The organism is Paenibacillus sp. SEL3, from assembly GCF_054602585.1.
In genome coordinates, this window is the sequence record NZ_CM137725.1 from 4,397,295 (window position 1) to 4,416,018 (window position 18,724).

Genomic DNA, 18,724 nt, shown 5'->3' on the forward strand with positions numbered 1-18,724 from the left:
AAGGAAAAGCAACCCTATAAGTTACCAAGATCCTGCGGACCGAATATCTTAAAGGCGGGAGCCGCACATGGAGGGGGTGGACGAATGGTACAGCTGCTGGAAGACAGTAGATACGGACGCCAGTTGAAGCTGCTGGGAGTGGAAGGTCAGAACAGGCTAAAGCAGGCTACTGTTATGGTTGCAGGCATCGGAGGATTGGGAGGGACAGCGGCCATGTACCTGGCCGCTGCTGGAGTAGGAAAGCTGATATTGGCCCATGAGGGCATAATCCATCTGCCCGATATGAACCGGCAGGTGCTGATGGACAGCGGACGAATCGGGGAGGAACGGATGGAGACGGCATTACAGCATTTGCATCGTATCAATCCGGAGACGGAGCTTGAGGGCCACGCCCACAGAATCACGGAAGAATCCTCTGGGCCATGGGTAGAAGCGGCCGATATCGTGATTGATGCACGATATGACTTTCCAGAAAGATATGCGCTGAACAGACTATGTGTTCAACATGGCAGACCAATGATAGAAGCGGCCATGTACGCCTATGAAGTATCATTGATGACCATTGATCCCGGTAAGACGGCATGCCTGGAATGTCTTTACCCGGAAGGCGGACAGCCTTGGGAACCCCTGGGATTCCCGGTCCTGGGAGCGACCTCCGGCTTGATTGGCTGCATGGCTGCACTGGAAGCGGTCAAATGGATTACAGATGCGGGTAATCTGTTCACTGACCGCATGTACCGTATGAATGTGCTGGATATGAGCAGCTGTACCATAGCGGTCAAGCGCAACCCACGCTGTCCGTGTTGCGGAACGGGAGGGGATACAGATGAGTCAGTTGCATATTTGTGATACAACACTACGTGACGGAGAACAGGCTCCGGGCGTTGCCTTTTCGGCCGAGGAGAAAACTAAAATTGCCATCATGCTGGACTCGGCGGGGGTGGAGCAGGCTGAGATCGGAATTCCGGCAATGGGAAAGGCGGAGTGCAGATCTATTGCCAGAATTGCTGCTCTTGGACTTCAGATGAAGCTAATGACCTGGAATCGCGCGGTGTTCACAGATATTGATGCAGCTAAATCGACAGGTGTCGGCTGGGCCCATATTTCGGTTCCCGTGTCGACGGTGCAGATGAAAGCCAAGCTGGGTATGAATCCTGAGCAGGTGACAGAACTGATCCGCAAGTCTGTCGATTACGGTCAGTGTAAAGGATTGACTATTTCCGTAGGCTTTGAGGATGCTTCGAGGGCAGATGACCTGTTCCTTGAGCAGTTGGCGAATCAGCTCTACAGGGATGGTATCCGGCGCTTCAGATATGCCGACACGCTGTCCGTTCATCATCCTGCTGCCATAGCTGCCCGTATAGACAGGTTTGTATCGCGCGTGCCGCAGGATGTGGAGCTTGAGATTCACTGTCATAATGATTATGGCCTCGCGCTTGCCAATACGTTGGCAGCTTTGCAGGCGGGAGCTGTCTGGGCCAGTACCACGGTGTCGGGACTTGGAGAAAGGGCAGGTAATACGGCGCTGGAAGAGGTGGTGATGTCGTGGAGGGACCTATATCAAGGAACCTGCAGCGTCCGTCCCGAACTGCTGAACCCGCTGGCTGCACTGGTGTCCCAAGCCTCCAACCGAATCATTCCCGAAGGCAAGCCCATTGTGGGAGACATGGTATTCGCCCATGAATCCGGCATACATATCAACGGTCTGCTAAAGGAGCGCTCCGCCTATCAGGCCCTTGATCCGACTGAGCTGGGAACGGACCATTCGTTCGTACTCGGTAAGCATTCGGGCAGAAGTGCAGTTCAATATATGCTGGAGCAGGAAGGAATCGCGGCAGGCTCCGGTGAAATCAACTTCCTGCTGGAAATGCTTCGCCTCGTCGGTGAAGATCCCAAGCGTGTCATCCATAGCGCAGATTTAAGGCGCTGGCTGCAGTATTATCCGGCAGAGCTGCCGAAATAACCGAAAAGGCGTTCCCGTCCGGTAAGTGTGACCGTGACTGGAACGCTTTTTTTGTATATTTGTTAATTCCTGCAACCGGAGTCTCCAATTTGCTGGTTAAACGAAGCCGTTCAGAAGGGTATAATAAAATATAGTGCTGTATAAAGTGCGTATATATGGTTTTACAGCAGGCGGGTTCGAATCTTGTAACCATTACACGCTGATCTGGAAGGACGGCTATGGGCAATTGGAGGAATGCTTGTGGGGATGATGTTCTCTTTTCTAAAAAAATATCGGGTTCCAGCCATCGCGGCGCTCGTGATGATGTTGCTGGAATTGACGGTAGAGTTATCGCAGCCGTATTTGATCTCCAAAATCATAGATGAGGGCATTCGGCAACAGAATTTGTCCGTCGTCTGGTTATGGGGCAGTGTACTGGTGGGCAGTGCCGTTATCGCTTTTATGGCGGGGATATCCAGCTCTTTTTTTGCTTCACATGCAAGTCAGGGCTTCGGCTATGATTTGCGGGAAAAGCTGTACTGTAAAGTGCAATCCTTTTCGTATCCTGTGTTTAAACGTTTTGCCACTTCGTCGCTGATTACGCGCCTGACCGGAGATGTCACGCAAGTACAAGATACGGTGTTTATGAGCCTGCGGTTTATGACACGGGTTCCGCTTGTAGTCATCGGCAGTATTGTGATGGCACTGGTTGTACATTTCAGGCTTGGACTATTATTGGCGGTTATGGCCCCGGTGCTGTTTGTGTTTGTGTTGGTGATGATGCGGCGAACGGTCACTTTGTTTAAGGGTGTCCAGCGTCGCCTAGATGACGTTAACGGAGTGATTCAGGAGAACCTGACAGGAATCCGGCTCATCCGGGTTTTTGTACGGATGCGGCATGAAATCGAACGTTTTGCCCATTACGGAGGCGAATTGATGAAAGGGACGGTGTCCGCTCTACGCTGGACAGAAACGACGATGCCGTTCATTTTGTTTACGATGAATGCAGGGATTATTGCAGTACTTTGGTTCGGACGCGGCCAAATTTCCACTGGGGATGCCAGTGTAGGACAGGTGGTCGCAGTCGTCAATTATTCACTGCGGACGATTGGAGCCTTATCTGCCTTATCAGGTATCGTTGTTGTGTTTTCCCGGGCAACTGCATCTACGGGTCGGATTCGTGAGGTATTGGACACATCTAATGAAGATGGGTCAGAGCCGGAGTCTGCTTCAACACATCATACACGGATTAAGGGACAGGTGGAAATGGACCGGGTGAGCTTTCGTTATCCGGGCAGTGATCTGGCTGTCCTAAAGGATATATCTTTTAGGGCGCAACCGGGCGAGCGGATAGCTATTATGGGGGCCACAGGCTCGGGAAAATCCTCACTTGTGCAGTTGATTACGCGTCTGTATGAAGAAGATGAAGGTCATGTGCGCTTTGACGGAAAGGACGCTCGTGAACTGGATGCGTCCATATTACGAGAGGCTATTGGCTATGTCCCTCAGGAGGTACTGCTATTCACCGGCTCGATTCGGGATAATATTGCTTGGGGGCTGGAGAATGCCAGCCTGGAGGAAATTAAGGAAGCCGCACGCATGGCGCAAATCCATAGTATGATTGAACGCTTGCCGCAAGGCTATGATACGATGCTCGGGCAGCGTGGCGTCAATCTGTCTGGCGGACAGAAACAGCGACTTTCGATTGCCCGCGCTCTGGTACGCCAGCCGGCAGTGCTGATTTTGGACGACAGCACAAGTGCGCTGGATGTAGGGACGGAGGCAGCACTACTGAATGCACTCGATGGCCTGTCCTGTACGACATTTCTCATTACGCAGAAAATCAGCTCGACCGCATCGGCAGATCAGATTTTACTGCTGGATGAGGGTCGTCTGATGGCAAGCGGAAGTCATAAGCATCTCATGGATAGCTCGGATCTGTATCGACGTATCTATGGATCACAATATGGAAAGGAGGAGTCGCATGTTCAAGGAACTCATTGAACCGTTCTGTCAGCCTACACCGCCGTCCGGTGTGCTGCGAAATCCGGCGGGAGCTGAAGGACGCCGCAAGGCCAAAGCGAAAAACTGGTCTGGCACCTTAGGACGGATATGGGCTTATCTGGCTCGTCGTAAGGCCAAACTGATGCTGGTACTGTTCATGGTGCTGCTCAGCTCCGGGCTGGCTCTGCTGGGTCCATATCTGGTTGGTGTAGCGGTGGATGATTTTCTCGAAGGTCCGGGTGGACGCACGTGGATTTATTTTCTCATCGGATTAGGGGCTGTATATCTACTGAACTCGCTGACCTCCTGGCTGCAAAATATCTGGATGATTGAGATTGCCCAAGAGACGGTGTACCGTATGCGTTTCGATCTGTTTTCACATTTGCATCGACTACCGATTCCTTTCTATGGCAAACGTCAGCAGGGAGAGATCATGAGCCGTCTGACCAATGATATCGAAAATGTCAGTTCTACGCTGAACAGCTCCGCCATTCAGATTTTTTCGAGCATATTGACGTTAATCGGTACACTCACGGTGATGCTGTGGTTAAGCCCGTTGCTGACCCTGCTGACCTTTATCGTGGTGCCGTTAATGGCTGCCGGGATGCGCTGGATTACACGTCGTACCGGGCCCTTATATAAGGAACGACAGAAAAATTTGGGCGAACTGAACGGATACATCGAAGAAACGCTGTCCGGGCAGCAGATTATTAAAGCATTTTCGCAGGAAAAGAGAGTCATCCATGGTTTTGGTGAGCGCAATGACCGTATTCGGCTGTCGGGCTTCTGGGCCCAAACGATTTCAGGCTTTATACCGAAGCTGATGAACGGACTGAATAATCTCAGCTTTGCTATTGTAGCGGGGATCGGTGGTATTTTGGCCATTCGCGGCTCCATCACTATAGGTACAATTATTGTATTCGTAGAATATGCCCGCCAGTTCACCAGACCGCTGAACGATTTGGCTAACCAGTGGAACACCCTGCTGTCCGCCATTGCCGGAGCTGAGCGTGTATTTGAAATATTGGATGAAGATGAAGAGTCCAAGGATGAACGCGGTGCAGTGGAAGTAGGGCATGTAGAGGGGGCGGTGCGGTTTACGGATGTTTCCTTCGGTTATGATGAGGGAAGCGCTACGCTGGAAGGTATCTCTTTTGAAGCCAAACCCGGTGAAATGATCGCGCTGGTCGGTCCGACCGGGGCAGGAAAAACGACACTGATCCAGCTCCTTTCTAGATTCTATAGCCCCGACAAGGGCACGATTACGCTGGACGGACGCGATATTACCACCATACAGCGTGAAAGCTTGCGCTCCCGCATGGCATTTGTGCTACAGGACTCCTTCCTGTTTCAGGGGACGATTCGTGAAAATATCCGTTTCGGCAGACTGGACGCCACCGATGAGGAGGTTGAACAAGCATCGAAACTGGCCAACGCCCATTCCTTTATCATGCGGATGAAGGACGGATACGACAAGGTGCTGGAAGCGAACGGCAGCGGCATCAGTCAAGGGCAAAAACAACTGCTGGCTATTGCCCGTGCTATTTTGGCCAACCCTTCCATTCTTGTACTCGACGAGGCAACCAGCAGCATCGACACCATTACTGAGATGAAGATACAAGAAGGACTGGAGCGGCTTATGCAGGGTCGAACAAGTTTCGTCATCGCACATCGGCTGAATACCATTCGTCTGGCTGACCGGATTCTGGTCTTGAAGGATGGCCGTCTGGAGGAGCAGGGTTCTCATGATGAGCTGCTGGCTCACAAAGGCTTTTACAGTGATTTATATTATGGTCAATTGAGTAAGCAAAGCTCTTAAGCCGGCTCTCGATTCACAGATTTGTAGGCAAGATGTAGAAGCTTTATGATGCTAAAAAGGACTACCCTGGGGGTAGCCCTTTTTAAGTATGCCTTTTGGTGACAAGAGATGTTTGAAATTAACATACCCCCTTGAGGGCAGAGGCTTTTACGCTGGTAAGCGTATTATTACTTCAAAAGGTCACTGTTCTGGTTGTGGGCAATATCGTCTATGAAGAAAGCCGAGCAGTGTTTTCACAAAATTAAATATACCCATACCCCGTATATGTATGTTAGTATGGGTGTGCAAGAATAAAATCCCACTCCAAAGGAGAGTCATCATGAAAATCGCAATCATGCTTTTCGATGGAATCACAGCATTAGATGCCATAGGTCCATATGATGTATTTGCTGCTACACTGAAATGTGAAGTGAAGTTTGTCGCTAAGAAAAAGGGGTTAGTCAAACTGGACTCAAATATGGGTTATTTGCATGCCGATTACAGTTTTTCTGAAGTACCTTCAGCTGATATTCTTGTTGTTCCAGGCTGCAGTCCGCCAAATTATAAAACTCCAATGAATGACGAAGAAACGTTAAACTGGATTCGCCAAATACATGAAACTACGAAATGGACCACGTCGGTTTGTAATGGCTCTCTGATTTTGAGCGCCGCAGGCTTGTTAAATGGAACCGTAGCCACCAGTCATTGGGGCTCCTTAGACCTGCTTCAATCTCTTGGAGCCATTCCAACAGATGAGAGAGTGGTTCGTCAGGGCAAAATCATTACAGCAGCCGGTGTCTCCTCTGGTATTGATATGGCACTCCAGCTAATAGCATGGGAATTGGGAGAAGACATGAGTAAAGGAGTCCAGCTGATTTTGGAATACGATCCTCAGCCTCCGTTTGACACGGGTTCACCCAAGAAAGCACCTGCTATATTGGTAGAACAAATAAGAGGTATGTTACAAGAGTTTGCAAAAAGGGAGCCTCATGTGTAAATCAAGAATAACAAGATCTCTTTTCGGTATTAGCTAGGCTCAATAGGTTTGTATTTTTATTTACAATGCCCCCTATTTCAACTAATATAGTTTACACATAGTAAAGGATTACATAGTGTAAAGGGTTGGAGGGGGTTACAAACATGAGCAGCTTACCTAAGTCTGCTACATTTCCGCTTTTCATTCTGATGCTGAATTTGTTTATTGCTTTATTGGGTCAAGGCATGGTGATTCCCATTCTGCCTGAATATCTGAAACAATTTAATGCGGCAGGAGCTGCTGCGGGGTATCTTATTGCCGCATTTGGAGCAGCACAGTTTATTTTTTCGCCCCTAGGTGGGCAGCTTTCGGATAGATGGGGTCGAAAATCCATGATCATCACCGGTCTGTTTTTAACGGTCATTTCGGATCTCATGTTTGCTGTATCTACGACATTGCCCCTTTTATATATTGCCCGATTTATTGGGGGGATGGGTATTGGATTAATGGTTCCTTCCAATATGGCCTACGTTGCTGATATTACCACTCCTGAAACTCGCGCTAAAGGAATGGGGTACTTGGGTGCTTCCATGAATTTGGGGATGGTGCTTGGTCCGGGGTTAGGCGGTATGATCGCTGAGTTTGGCATAAGGGTGCCCTATTTTTTTGCTGGTGGACTTGGACTTGTTGCTACGCTGCTTAGCTTGTATATGCCAGAGACATTACCCAAGGAAAAACGAAAACCCGCTAGCCATTGGGTCCGCCGGGAACCCATTCGCAACCAAATCCTAAATTCATTTCGGACATCCTATTTTCGTTATCTTCTCCTCATTCTGATCATGACATTAGGTTTGATGAATTACGAAACAGTGTATGCTCTTTTTGTGGAACGAAAATATGGTTTTGATGCCACTAAAATCTCAATGATCATTACGGTTGGTGCAATTATAGGCATCGTTGTGCAGATATGGCTACTTGATTATCTCATCAAGAGACTTGGTGAGATGAAGCTTATACGTCTTTCTTTGATCATGACAGCCATCGCTTTACTGTTAATGATCATTAAGATTAATCTAGGTTATTTGCTGGCGGTATCTGCTCTATTTTTTGCTTTTAATGCCTTCCTAAGACCAACGGTAAGTACAATGATCGCGAACTCAGCTGGTGATCGCCAAGGATATGCCGCTGGATTGAATACGACGTATACCAGCCTAGGCAATATATTGGGACCCATTTTAGCGGGCTTGTTGTTTGACAAACACATTCATATTCCTTATATTTTTGGTGCACTTATCCTTGCATCTGCCCTTTTCTTAACCTTACAAAAATCGAAAAATAAGAAACGGATGGTTGTGAATGACTGAGAACTGGCACCAGAATTTAAAAAACAAAAATCGGGAAGAACTCATTGCGGCTGCGAAGGAACTTTTTATGAAGCAAAGCTTTCTCAAAGTTAATATTAAGGATGTATGCAACGTGGCTGGTGTAAGTCGGGTCACATTCTATAAGCACTTTCAGTCCATGAACGAACTGATCTTTGAGGTCCAGATGGAAATCCTTGAGAGCATGACCGAATTTGTTAGAAGGGCACCTTCAGCTGAAATGAGCGGGAAGAAGATGCTTACTTCGATGCTTGATGCATGGATTAATTACGCTTGGCAACATCCGGAATACATCAAGTTTATTCTTTTATTCGATCTGCATTACGAAGCTTATGATTCAAATCAAGAACTCAAAGAACAGTACAACAATTTTGTTAGCCGGGAAAAGGAACGACATTTCCTGATGGATGCTCTGGAAGCTGGATTCCAAGATGGATCATTAAAGTCCGACACGGAGCCCTTGAAGACCGCTCATTTTATCTTCACGTCTATGATGGGTATACTCCAGAAAATGAGTCTGACGTCCAAGGACGAACGGAATAACGAACTTGAGGATATAGAAATTGCTAACCGATTTGTGGGGATGTTGATTCAGTATTTAAGTCCAGAAAGTGATGAATCCCCTACCTTTTAGGTAGAAGTCGCCTGCTACATTCCAAAGGATTATAGATCGTCCAATGGTGTGAAATAGAAGTACACGGCTCAGTCTGTTAAACTGTGAAAATAGAGCGATTTCAGATACGTTGTCGTGTTAGCCTTATCTATTTAGTGGAGGTGCGGGGATGAACGGAAGTCTGTTTGAGCCACGGCTACGTGACGGGGATTATATTCCCCGTTTTTTTGCTTACTATTACAAGCAATGGCATGACTATACCATGTCTTACCACGATCATCATTCCACTGAAATTATGTACATGATTTCCGGCTTTTGCAGGGTAGATGTACAAACGGGAGAGAACACGGAAGAAAGCATCACGCTGCGTAAAGGCGAGTTTATTATGCTGGACGCAGGTGTACCGCATCGACTGGTGGTGGAAGGAGAACAACCGTGCCGGATGCTAAATGTAGAGTTTGGTTTTACGGAAGGGGTGAGGGTAGGGCCGTCTATCCGACAAATCGCAACGGAGGAGCAGGAGGTCACGACTCTCATGTCACGTCCGTTCCCGTATCTGGTACTATCGGACCCGGAAGAGGTATATTATGCGCTGAAAAGTCTCGTGCTGGAGCTGGACCAACGAAAAGAACAGCCGGGTGCAATGGCAGAGATGCTTTTTATGCAATTGCTAGTACGAATTGCACGTCTACGGGAAGAGGCAGAGCGTAGCAACACGCAGCAAACGGATATGTACATCAAACGATGCATTGAATTTCTCCATCTGAACTATGATCGAGAGATTGTGGTCAAGGACATGGCGGCGGCCGTGAATCTGCACCCAGGTTATTTGCACCGTATTTTCAAAAAACATACGGGGCTAACACTCACCGCGTATTTAACAATGCTGCGAATGGACAAGGCCCGTATGCTTCTTCAGCAAACGGACATTCCCATTCAAGAAATTGCCGATTATGTAGGCGTAGCCAGCAGGCAGTATTTTCATATGCTGTTCAAAAAGCACACAGGCCAAACCCCTGTAGAATACCGCTCTGCTGTAGAGCGCAATGTGAGGAACTATGCGGAGGAGGAAGGGGACTGAATATATAGGAAGTTTTATGATTTATTCATATTCGCGTGGAGCTTACCTGATAAATAAGGTAGGCTTTTTTTTGATTTTGAAAATAGGCAATTGGATTCAGGTTCAAAAGAATCATTTTTTGGGAGTTGAAATTCATATAATTATTTTAAATCGAAGATGTTCAGAGGCGAATTAACTTTATTTCTTTGAAAATGAAGACGTATTTTCACAAGTATGGATGCTTGCTTTGGGTAAAAAGAATCTGAATGATAGTAAATCTTTCATTTTTATGCATGATAATAGGTCTTATATCTTGATTGTTTTATAAGAGTTATAAATTGACAATAACAAAAACACTTCGTATGATACCTATAATGTAAGGTATAAATTGGAATTAAAATGGTTCTTTGGATTCAATTATGTTATAAAGTTCCATGAAATGAATATTGAGATTGAACATATAAAGGAGTTTTACCGTCGATGGGACATATGGATGAACAAATTGCAGACATGATTAATACTGCACGGAAGGAACAACAGGGTGCATCTGGTCTCCCGAAATCGGATTTACACAATTACATAGAATCTGAGAGCGGCTTGGAACTTTATCCACTTAAGATGCTGGACGGAGAACGAATCGCTTTTGCAGAACGTCCTTTGCTGAACGACAAAATTTCGATATGGTTGCCCCGGACTTTCACCGAGATGGGTGAGCGGGAGATTGAACTTAAATATCCTTCGAGTTATCGCCCACCGCTCATTTTGACCGATCCAACAGGGGAGATCAATTTTTCTTTTAACCTGACACCAAGCGAACTGACGGATGAGGAGCTAGAGGCGTTCACCAGCGAGATGATCTACATTTTGCACCACACGCAAAAGTTGACGGAATGGTATGCAGACGGTGTGTGCAAGGTGTACGGACGACGGGTCGGATACTGTGAATTTATGACTCCGGCTTTGAATACGCGTCTGTATAATCTGACCTTTTTTGCAGCTCTGGAAGGGCATGCGCTTATATGCTCATTTAACTGTACGGAGGAACGTATGGATACATGGCGTCCGGTCGCTCAACGTATGATGACCACACTAAAAATCCTGCCTAGTGAGGCTGAAGGAGAAGGAACATGGAGCAGATAAGCACCACCTATTCTAATCTGAAAATCACGCCTTATCAGCTTATCAATGTACAGGAGCTCTACCTGGTCAAGCAGCTGAACGACCACACTCGGTTGCGTTTTACCGCTGTCGTGCCTGAGGAACTAAAAGATACTTATGTGGATATGACCAAATTTGACTCACCTGTCGGAATCTCGCAGCTGGCTGAGGATGGCACGGAGGTTCCCTTGTTTAGCGGAACAGTGCTGGCGATTGAAGTGAAGGCGGTACGAGATGTGTACTACCTGGAGGTAGAGGCTGTGTCGCATACCTACAGGCTGGATGTACGCCCCCAAAGTCGTTCTTTTCAGGACAAAAATATGAAGGTGGATGAACTGCTGCGTCGTATTTCGCTTCTTTATCCTAGCTTGGACATCATGGATTCGGCCACCGGAGGAGCGTCGATCGGGCGGATGTGGGTGCAGTACCGCGAGACTGATTGGGCTTTTCTCAAGCGGCTGGCTTCCTATTACCATACCTCCCTTATGCCCGCGGCCATATTTGATACCCCAAAGTTCTATTTTGGCATTGAGGAAAGTGGAACAGCCGTTCAACTGGACAATTATCATTACACGGTAAGCAAAAGAATCTCGGCATATCGCTACTTTGCAGGCAATGATACAGCTTCGGTGGACGAGCAGGATTTTCTCGATTATACCGTTGAAACAGAGCAGGTGCTGGAACTGGGCAATGAAATCCAATTCCGTGGCAAAACGCTATATGTATACGAGGCACAAACTCGTATGACGCAGGGAGTACTGCTGCACACATATACCTTGACGACACATAAGGGGTTGCGACAGAAAGCGTATTATAACGAGCAGTTGACGGGTCTGTCTCTGGAGGGAAAAGTGATCGCTGTCGAACGTGATCGGGTTAAAGTGCATCTGGATATCGACCCGGAGCAGGACAAAAATACAGCCCACTGGTTTCCATATGCAACAGGGTATAGTGCAGAGGGGCATAGTGGCTGGTATGTGATGCCTGAGCTGGGGGATAAAGTGCGTATTTATTTCCCGAACCAGCATGATGACGAGGGCATCGCGAGTAGCTCGGTCCGGCAGGATCGGGGGGATGGCGGCCACAATCATTTGAAGCATCCCGACGTAAAAATTTTCCGAACGCCACATGGTAAGGAAATCCGCTTGACACCGGACGAGGTGGTGATTACCGGCAAGGATGGCGCTGTTTTCATCAAGCTGAATCAGGGCGACGGTATTCATATGGTGAGCAACAAAGATATTCATTTTTCGGCAGGCGGTAACATCCACATGGAGGCGGGGCAAAAGGTGACTATTTCCGCCGGTCAGGAAATCAACCTGTCCAGCCGCAGCAGCCATATTACACTCGGTGGTGACACATCGGTCGTTGGCAGCGAAGTCAAAACGAATTGACGGAGGAAGCAGACCATGGCAAAAGAAAAAGCATCCATGACCATTCAGGCCGGATCAGGTGCAAAAAAAGGATATGTGGTTGCAGGGGCTATTTTGAAATGCAACCGTGGTACACAACCCACCCGGCTCAAGCGTCCGTTTAGCCACGGTGTTTACATCAAGGACAAGGCCCAGATGAATGTGGGGGATCACGAACCGGGAGTTCATATATCTGGGTTTGGTAACTGTTTTAGCTCGGCCAATCCGGCGGTTCAAAATAGCGAGATGGTGGACATTTTCGGTGTGAAGAAGGCGCCTTGTGTTCCGGTCATTCTTCGACCCTGGATTGGGGGCAAGCAGGATGTGCTCGTCGAGGGACAGCCTGCCTTGCTGGAGTATTGTACCAATGCCTGCCTGTATTGCGGAGCAATAACGATTGAAAATGACGGGCAGAATCTGGAATGATAGTGGGGGTTTCTCATCAAATGGACAAGGTGCAGGAAACATCCGGTTACCGTCATGTGGAATTACTGAGTAAAGTTCCGCTGCAAACCATGACAGACATTCGTATTGAGCGTAGATTGGGCGACCATGTGCGTTTGGTAGTAAGTGGTATCGTGCCGGAGGAAAATCAGGAACGGTTTATGGAGTTAGAGAATGAAGCCGAACCGGTTGAAGTCATCGAAAAGGACAAGGATGGCCAGCGGCTGCGTACGTTGTTTCATGGACAAATGACGCGTATCACGCTGAAGCAGGTACACGGTATTCATTACGTACAGTTAGAGGCCATATCGCATACGATTCGGCTCGATGTGAGGCCTGTGACCCGGTCTTTTCAAAATCATACCATGACGTATGGGCAGCTGCTGAAGCAGGTACTTACTGGTTATACAGGCGCAGATGTGATTGATACGGTCAGCGGGGGTGCTCAACTGGGCGCTTTGACATTGCAGTACAGAGAAACAGACTGGGCATTTTTGAAAAGGATGGCTTCCAGATTTGGAGCTGTGCTTGTGCCTGAGGCTGCCGCAGATGCCCCCAAGTTCTGGTTCGGTATTCCCGAGGGGCGACCCGCAACACTGGATGAGGTCCCGTATCGTTCAAGAAAAAGCTTTGTCGGCGCAGATGGGGCTTTTTCTGACGGGGACGGTTTGTCATGTGGAGCATCGTCGGTGTACGAAGCCGCAGCAATCCTTGGCGGCCCTCTTCCAGGATCGGGTCATGTGGACGACGGAATAAAATATTTTTGGAGTGATTCAAGCAGCAGTGAGCGACTATCTGCTGTCAGCGTGGATGGCTTCATGGGTAGAGCATTGCCTGGAGGAGCAGACCTTTGGCAAAGACAGCCGGGGATTCAAATCGGTATGCGCCATAACGAAGCCAACACCCCCTATGGTACGTTCTATACTGTGGAGAGTGCACGATATTTCCGCCCGGGAGATGTACTCTCTTTTCAAGGCAAGGAACTGCTCGTTGCGGATATCGTGTCCCGGATGGACCGGGGGTTGTTTTTACATACCTATACACTGGTTTCTGAAGATGAAATTCGGCAAAAGCCGATCTGGAACCATTCAGTGAGAGGGGCCTCCCTAGAGGGCCAGGTACTGGAAGTTGAGCGGGATCAGGTACGTGTACATCTCACCATAGATGCTGTACAGGAACGGGAAAAGGCATGCTGGCTCCCCTATGCAACAGGCTATAGTGCAGAGGGCCATAGCGGCTGGTATGTGATGCCCGAAAAAGGAGACATGGTGCAGGTACAGTTCCCGACTTTGCAGGAGTCGGATGGTTTTGCAGCCAGGTCTGTGAGGCGCAGTGGCAAGCCTATACCCGAGTTAGGCAATCCGGACATTAAATACTGGGGCACTCCTCATGACAAGCTGGTTAAGCTAAGCGCGCAAGAGTTGCTGGTATCGGCTAAAACGGATAGCGTATATATTTCACTTGATGCGAAGGGAATACAGGTACACAGTGACCATACGCTTTCAATTGCGGCCAAACGGGGGCTAACGATCCACGCGGAGGACACACTGGACATTACGGCAAACGAGGCCATTTATTTGCAAGCAGGTAGCAGTAGTATGGTGATGGATGGCGAGACGGATATTCGTGCATCCAGGGTTAAACTGGATGGATTTACAAAACGCCCTGTTTTCGTAGCGGATTTAGAGCCTGTACCGGAGCCGCCGCTGATGTCCATTCAGGCTTATCAGGCTGCTCATGCGCCCAAAAGTACTGGCGGATCTGGAGCGGGCTCACCTAACGGAGGAAACTCAAGTGGTGGCCAGGCGAGGAAGACAGGTGCTTCACCCACCACACCTGCATCGCCGAAGGCAAACCTGCTTGGGGGGATACTAAACGTAGCTCAGAAGGCGCTGAGTATCATCGGTACGGTTCCCGTATTGGGGACGCCTGCCCGGATGGCGAACAGCAAGCTCACTTCGATTCGCCGTGACGTTGCCAAGGGAGGGCCAACCCGTGCCTTGAAGTATGCGGCCGCTGGTTTATCCATGCTGGCAGGCGTGCCATCAGGAGGCTGGGCTGTGCTGGGCGGAAGGAATCTGGCGCGGGAAGCCGCAGCCTTTAGCCGCCGGGTAGCTGCTTATAAAAAGAACGGCGTCGGACAACGCTACGCCTCCGCTTACAGGGGCAAAGTATGGACAGCAGCCCGCAACGTCGCTAGTTCCAGATCATTAGGGGAGCTAGCGAAAAATCTAGCCCATAATATGGACAAGCTAAACACGGAGTATCACAAAATTCCGCTTGAAGTAAGAGCGGGCTGGAAGCCCAAGAATATAGAACAGCCTCCAAGGCAACCTTGGGGAAAGATGAGTGTGCAGGAAAGGATAGAGCCTACAGAGGAAGATAAAAAGAAATGGGGAATTCGTGGAACGTATGTTTATATAACAGTTAATGAGGACTACAGACCTGATATACCGGAAGGAAGTTATTGGGCAGCAGATCGAGTGGTGCGCAAAGCAAATGGCGATCCTGATTTAAAATATTATGAGGATTGGAAAAAAAGTTATCCTGACGACTTTTTGATTTTATCGAATAAAGAAGGTATATCTCAAGAAGAGCAAAAATGGATGTCATTATCTAACATGACGGAAGGTCCTTTTGTATTTGATGGACGAGGCGGAGGACGTGGCCCAAGTGCAGAAGAATTTAAACAGTTTTTCTCACAATCAAGCAAGAAACAAATAACCGAGGAAATAATTTCCGATAGTGTCCCATTGAAACAGCAATCGAAAAATATACTCCAGCAAGAAGTTAAACTTGGGACTAAGGAGACGGGCAAGCCTAAATGGTGGCATTCTGGATATGTAGATAACTTGACTAATTCTCAAATTCTTCTTGGAGTTAAACAATCATCAAAAGGATTATCAACTCTTGGTAGTTCTACTCGTGCAGAGGCGATGAGTGCCGGTAAAGCATGGGTAGGTAAGGGGGGGAAAGATATTCTTAATAAAACGACAGGTGAAATTGTTGGTTTTTCAAGTGTAGATGGAATGAGGGCTTTTAGAATTCAATTTAAGAAGGGAGAAAATATGGTAAGAGCAAATTTTCAGGAAAATATCATGATTAGGACAGAACGTAACTATAACGACTATAATAAGACTTGGGCACCGAAACAGATTAAAAATGTTCATATTGATATTTTGGATTAGGAGGGCACATTAAATGCTTGCTATAAAAGCTCTAACAAAAATATTTGAGGATTGGGGTGAAGATATAGACGATTTTTATATTACTTATCATGTAGATATCGGCCCTAAAGAGATAAGTGGAGCATCAGACTTATTTTCATTTGAACTAGTTAGTCCCAAAAGGTTAGACAGGATGGTAGGTCAAGGTAGTATCATCATAGGACGTGGTCATATTATAACAAGTGACTTTAATGAAAAAAAACTTGAAGAAACATTAAGTCATATTATTAATAAGTGTTCAGATGATGATATTAATAAGGCAAACCATAATCTTTCTAAATACTTTCGTTGGGAGATGGATGAGTAGTTAAGAGTCTGAAAAATAGTTTGTGTAAACGGAGTTTACAATCCCATTAACAAGATCGTACAATATACAACCAACAAACCAAACGCTTTAAAACTTGACAAGCACACTTGATAAACTTTCAAAGGCTTATTCCAACTTGAATTATGAGTTAGGAGTGAGCCCTTTTAGTATAGAGAAATCAATGAAGGAGTTGAATGAAATGGCAAAACGTGAACAGGTAGTAGCAGAAAAGATGAACGAACAACAACAGAGTTAGATTCTGTACCGAAGCCGTCGCTGATGTCAATTCAGGCTTACAGGCCACCCATGCGCCCAAAAGCGCGCTAGCAGATCTGGAGCGGGCTCACCTAACGGGGGATGCTCAGGTGGTGGTCAGCGAAGAGGGCAGGTGCTTCCCCTGTCACACTTGCATCGTCAAAGGCAAACCTGCTGGGCGGGATGCTGAATCTAGCGCAGCAGGCGCTGAGTATCATCGGCACAGTCCCCGTGTTGGAAACGCCTGTCCGAATGGTGAACAGCAAGCTTACCTCCATTCGCTGTGACGTCGCCAAGAAAGGGCCAACCTGTGCCTTGAAGTGCGCGGCTGCAGGCTTATCCATGCTGGCAGGAGTGCCATCAAGAGGCTGTGCTGGGCAGAAGGAATCTGGCGCGGGAAGCCACAGCCTTTAACCGCCGGGGAGCTGCTTATAAAAAGAACGGTGTTAGTCAACGATACGCCGCCGCTATCCATTAATCAAAAACAGCCCATTCATAATTTCAAGCGATTTAAGGAGAAGCGGGAGGGTAAATTACAAATGAGCAATAAAAAAACCTCTGAACCATTGCCGATTTAGGTCGGTATGACTCAGAGGGCGTGTGTTTTGAAGCATTATAACATGTGTCCGGGCTTTTTGAGAGCTAAAGTTGGGTCATTTCCCAAGCCACATATTTTCCATCTGTTCAAGTGATCTCCCCTTGGTTTCGGGAACCTTGCGCCATATAAAGACTACGACGAATAACGAGATGGCTCCGAATAACCAGAAGGTATTGGACGGACCGGCTGAACTCAGCAGAGGAGGGAATGCCTGCGATACCAGATAATCACCGGCCCATAGTGCCATCGAAGCGATGGCTACAGCTTTGCCGCGAATGCGGTTCGGAAAGATCTCAGAGATCATGACCCATACGATTGGCCCAAGCGATATAGCGTAGGAGGCCACGTAGATCAATATCATGATGAGTACGAGCGGTCCGGTGGTCAAACCCATTTTGAATGCGGCTCCAATAATGACCAAACAGCAGGTCATCAACGAGGTGCCGATTATCAGCAGGATTTTTCGTCCCGCTTTGTCGATCAGCCATACAGATACGATGGTAAACAACACATTGATCAACCCGATCCAGATGGTCTGGGTCAAAGAAGCGTCCGTACCGAGTCCCATTCCTTTAAAGATAACCGGCGCGTAGTACAAAATGGCATTGATGCCGGTAATATGCTGCATAATGGCGAGCATGACACCGATAAAGAGAGCGACCCGAATACCGGGAGCGAACAATTGTTTCAATGAGTTGTTCTCATTTTTGAATGATTCCTTGATATCAAGCACTTCCTGCTTAGCGGCTTCTTCACCGTGAATTTTCAGCAATATCGGCAACGCTTCATAAGGCCGATTCTGTTTAATAAGCCATCTCGGGCTTTCGGGTATGAAGAGCATCAAGAGCATAAAGATCAGTCCTGGAACAGCTCCCACTCCGAACATCCAGCGCCAGGCTGTTGAGACACCCCAGGCTTCATCCCCCAGGCTGACGATCCACGAATTCTGAAAATAAACCAGGAAAATGCCCGTTACGATCGCCAGCTGATTTAAAGCAACCAAACGGCCGCGGTATTTGGCAGGAGCGATCTCCGCATTGTACACCGGACAAACGGTGGAAGTGATGCCTATGCCAATGCCGCCGATCATGCGAAAGATAACATACCCGGTGAACGAGTCTTGAAGCGCAGAGCAGATCGAGCCGACGACGAATAAAAATCCGGCGGCCAGTAATACCTTTTTTCTACCGATCCTTTCACTCATGTAGCCGGAGAGAGCCGCTCCCGTGATACTCCCTACAATCAGACTCGACACCGCCCAACCAACCTGAAATTCGCTCAGCGAAAAACGCTGCTGTAGGAATTCAACTGCTCCCGAAACGACCGCGATATCAAAACCGAACAGTATCCCTCCAAGCGCAGCTACGATGGATACTAGCGTCACAAAAAGCATATTGGGTTTTTCCGATTGAAGCGCTTTCTGTTGAGCGCTTTCATTATGAATGATTACTCCCATATAATCATCTCCCCTCCAGATTCCTAAAACCTCATTCCGTTCTTCGAGGAGAAGTATAACATGCGCTTATAAAAGAAAGGCCGGTTATCGTC

General features: G+C 47.8%; 15 protein-coding genes. 14 read left to right on the top strand and 1 reads right to left on the bottom strand.

Annotated features, from left to right (window positions below; genetic code table 11):
- Window positions 1-84: 84 nt before the first annotated feature.
- The 14 genes from ACYCS5_RS20250 (at window position 85) to ACYCS5_RS20315 (ending at window position 16,992) form a co-directional block, all read left to right on the top strand.
- Window positions 85-849 carry a HesA/MoeB/ThiF family protein gene (locus tag ACYCS5_RS20250; protein WP_459760048.1) on the top strand — a complete coding sequence of 255 codons (765 nt, stop codon included), beginning with the start codon at window positions 85-87 and terminating at the stop codon, window positions 847-849.
- Entirely contained in the window at window positions 827-1,963 is a 1,137-nt protein-coding gene (locus ACYCS5_RS20255; protein ID WP_459760049.1) for a homocitrate synthase/isopropylmalate synthase family protein, read from the top strand. The genes ACYCS5_RS20250 and ACYCS5_RS20255 overlap by 23 nt, the downstream gene beginning before the upstream one ends.
- A gap of 246 nt (window positions 1,964-2,209) precedes the next feature.
- A complete protein-coding gene (locus ACYCS5_RS20260) occupies window positions 2,210-3,946 on the top strand; it encodes an ABC transporter ATP-binding protein (RefSeq protein ID WP_459761329.1) in 1,737 nt (578 codons plus the stop codon).
- Window positions 3,927-5,765 (top strand): ABC transporter ATP-binding protein, encoded by a 1,839-nt coding sequence (locus ACYCS5_RS20265; protein WP_459760050.1) that lies wholly within the window; start codon window positions 3,927-3,929, stop codon window positions 5,763-5,765. Before ACYCS5_RS20260 ends, ACYCS5_RS20265 begins: the two co-directional genes overlap by 20 nt.
- 319 nt (window positions 5,766-6,084) lie before the next feature.
- Window positions 6,085-6,741 (top strand): DJ-1/PfpI family protein, encoded by a 657-nt coding sequence (locus tag ACYCS5_RS20270; RefSeq protein ID WP_039269397.1) that lies wholly within the window; start codon window positions 6,085-6,087, stop codon window positions 6,739-6,741.
- Window positions 6,742-6,884: 143 nt separating this feature from the next.
- On the top strand, window positions 6,885-8,084 hold the full coding sequence (locus tag ACYCS5_RS20275) for an MFS transporter (protein WP_069010341.1): 1,200 nt from the start codon (window positions 6,885-6,887) through the stop codon (window positions 8,082-8,084).
- Entirely contained in the window at window positions 8,077-8,736 is a 660-nt protein-coding gene (locus ACYCS5_RS20280; protein ID WP_069010342.1) for a TetR/AcrR family transcriptional regulator, read from the top strand. The genes ACYCS5_RS20275 and ACYCS5_RS20280 overlap by 8 nt, the downstream gene beginning before the upstream one ends.
- Before the next feature lie 148 nt (window positions 8,737-8,884).
- The gene (locus ACYCS5_RS20285) at window positions 8,885-9,796 is read left to right on the top strand and encodes an AraC family transcriptional regulator (protein ID WP_069010343.1); all 912 of its coding nucleotides are present in this window, start codon (window positions 8,885-8,887) and stop codon (window positions 9,794-9,796) included.
- 459 nt (window positions 9,797-10,255) lie between these two features.
- The gene (locus tag ACYCS5_RS20290; protein WP_029516074.1) at window positions 10,256-10,915 is read left to right on the top strand and encodes a hypothetical protein; all 660 of its coding nucleotides are present in this window, start codon (window positions 10,256-10,258) and stop codon (window positions 10,913-10,915) included.
- A complete protein-coding gene (locus ACYCS5_RS20295) occupies window positions 10,903-12,327 on the top strand; it encodes a hypothetical protein (RefSeq protein ID WP_069010344.1) in 1,425 nt (474 codons plus the stop codon). Before ACYCS5_RS20290 ends, ACYCS5_RS20295 begins: the two co-directional genes overlap by 13 nt.
- Window positions 12,328-12,342: 15 nt before the next feature.
- Complete coding sequence (locus ACYCS5_RS20300; protein ID WP_341071742.1) at window positions 12,343-12,771, top strand: DUF4280 domain-containing protein; 429 nt, start codon at window positions 12,343-12,345, stop codon at window positions 12,769-12,771.
- A gap of 20 nt (window positions 12,772-12,791) precedes the next feature.
- The gene (locus ACYCS5_RS20305; RefSeq protein WP_459760051.1) at window positions 12,792-15,977 is read left to right on the top strand and encodes a phage baseplate assembly protein V; all 3,186 of its coding nucleotides are present in this window, start codon (window positions 12,792-12,794) and stop codon (window positions 15,975-15,977) included.
- Window positions 15,978-15,990: 13 nt separating this feature from the next.
- Window positions 15,991-16,323, top strand: coding sequence for an Imm8 family immunity protein (locus ACYCS5_RS20310; protein ID WP_340954497.1), 333 nt, complete (start codon window positions 15,991-15,993; stop codon window positions 16,321-16,323).
- A gap of 357 nt (window positions 16,324-16,680) precedes the next feature.
- Complete coding sequence (locus ACYCS5_RS20315) at window positions 16,681-16,992, top strand: hypothetical protein (protein WP_340954499.1); 312 nt, start codon at window positions 16,681-16,683, stop codon at window positions 16,990-16,992.
- A gap of 239 nt (window positions 16,993-17,231) precedes the next feature.
- Here the strand turns inward: ACYCS5_RS20315 and ACYCS5_RS20320 are convergent, their stop codons facing one another.
- Window positions 17,232-18,632 (bottom strand): sugar porter family MFS transporter, encoded by a 1,401-nt coding sequence (locus ACYCS5_RS20320; protein ID WP_029516079.1) that lies wholly within the window; start codon window positions 18,630-18,632, stop codon window positions 17,232-17,234.
- Window positions 18,633-18,724: the final 92 nt, after the last annotated feature.

Coding starts and splice junctions, on each gene's coding strand:
- ACYCS5_RS20280 (WP_069010342.1), top strand. CDS start 8,077: ATGACTGAGAACTGGCACCAGAATTTAAAAAACAAAAATCGGGAAGAA.
- ACYCS5_RS20305 (WP_459760051.1), top strand. CDS start 12,792: ATGGACAAGGTGCAGGAAACATCCGGTTACCGTCATGTGGAATTACTG.
- ACYCS5_RS20320 (WP_029516079.1), bottom strand. CDS start 18,632: ATGGGAGTAATCATTCATAATGAAAGCGCTCAACAGAAAGCGCTTCAA.
- ACYCS5_RS20275 (WP_069010341.1), top strand. CDS start 6,885: ATGAGCAGCTTACCTAAGTCTGCTACATTTCCGCTTTTCATTCTGATG.
- ACYCS5_RS20255 (WP_459760049.1), top strand. CDS start 827: ATGAGTCAGTTGCATATTTGTGATACAACACTACGTGACGGAGAACAG.
- ACYCS5_RS20300 (WP_341071742.1), top strand. CDS start 12,343: ATGGCAAAAGAAAAAGCATCCATGACCATTCAGGCCGGATCAGGTGCA.
- ACYCS5_RS20295 (WP_069010344.1), top strand. CDS start 10,903: ATGGAGCAGATAAGCACCACCTATTCTAATCTGAAAATCACGCCTTAT.
- ACYCS5_RS20270 (WP_039269397.1), top strand. CDS start 6,085: ATGAAAATCGCAATCATGCTTTTCGATGGAATCACAGCATTAGATGCC.
- ACYCS5_RS20265 (WP_459760050.1), top strand. CDS start 3,927: ATGTTCAAGGAACTCATTGAACCGTTCTGTCAGCCTACACCGCCGTCC.
- ACYCS5_RS20250 (WP_459760048.1), top strand. CDS start 85: ATGGTACAGCTGCTGGAAGACAGTAGATACGGACGCCAGTTGAAGCTG.
- ACYCS5_RS20260 (WP_459761329.1), top strand. CDS start 2,210: ATGATGTTCTCTTTTCTAAAAAAATATCGGGTTCCAGCCATCGCGGCG.
- ACYCS5_RS20290 (WP_029516074.1), top strand. CDS start 10,256: ATGGGACATATGGATGAACAAATTGCAGACATGATTAATACTGCACGG.
- ACYCS5_RS20315 (WP_340954499.1), top strand. CDS start 16,681: ATGCTCAGGTGGTGGTCAGCGAAGAGGGCAGGTGCTTCCCCTGTCACA.
- ACYCS5_RS20310 (WP_340954497.1), top strand. CDS start 15,991: ATGCTTGCTATAAAAGCTCTAACAAAAATATTTGAGGATTGGGGTGAA.
- ACYCS5_RS20285 (WP_069010343.1), top strand. CDS start 8,885: ATGAACGGAAGTCTGTTTGAGCCACGGCTACGTGACGGGGATTATATT.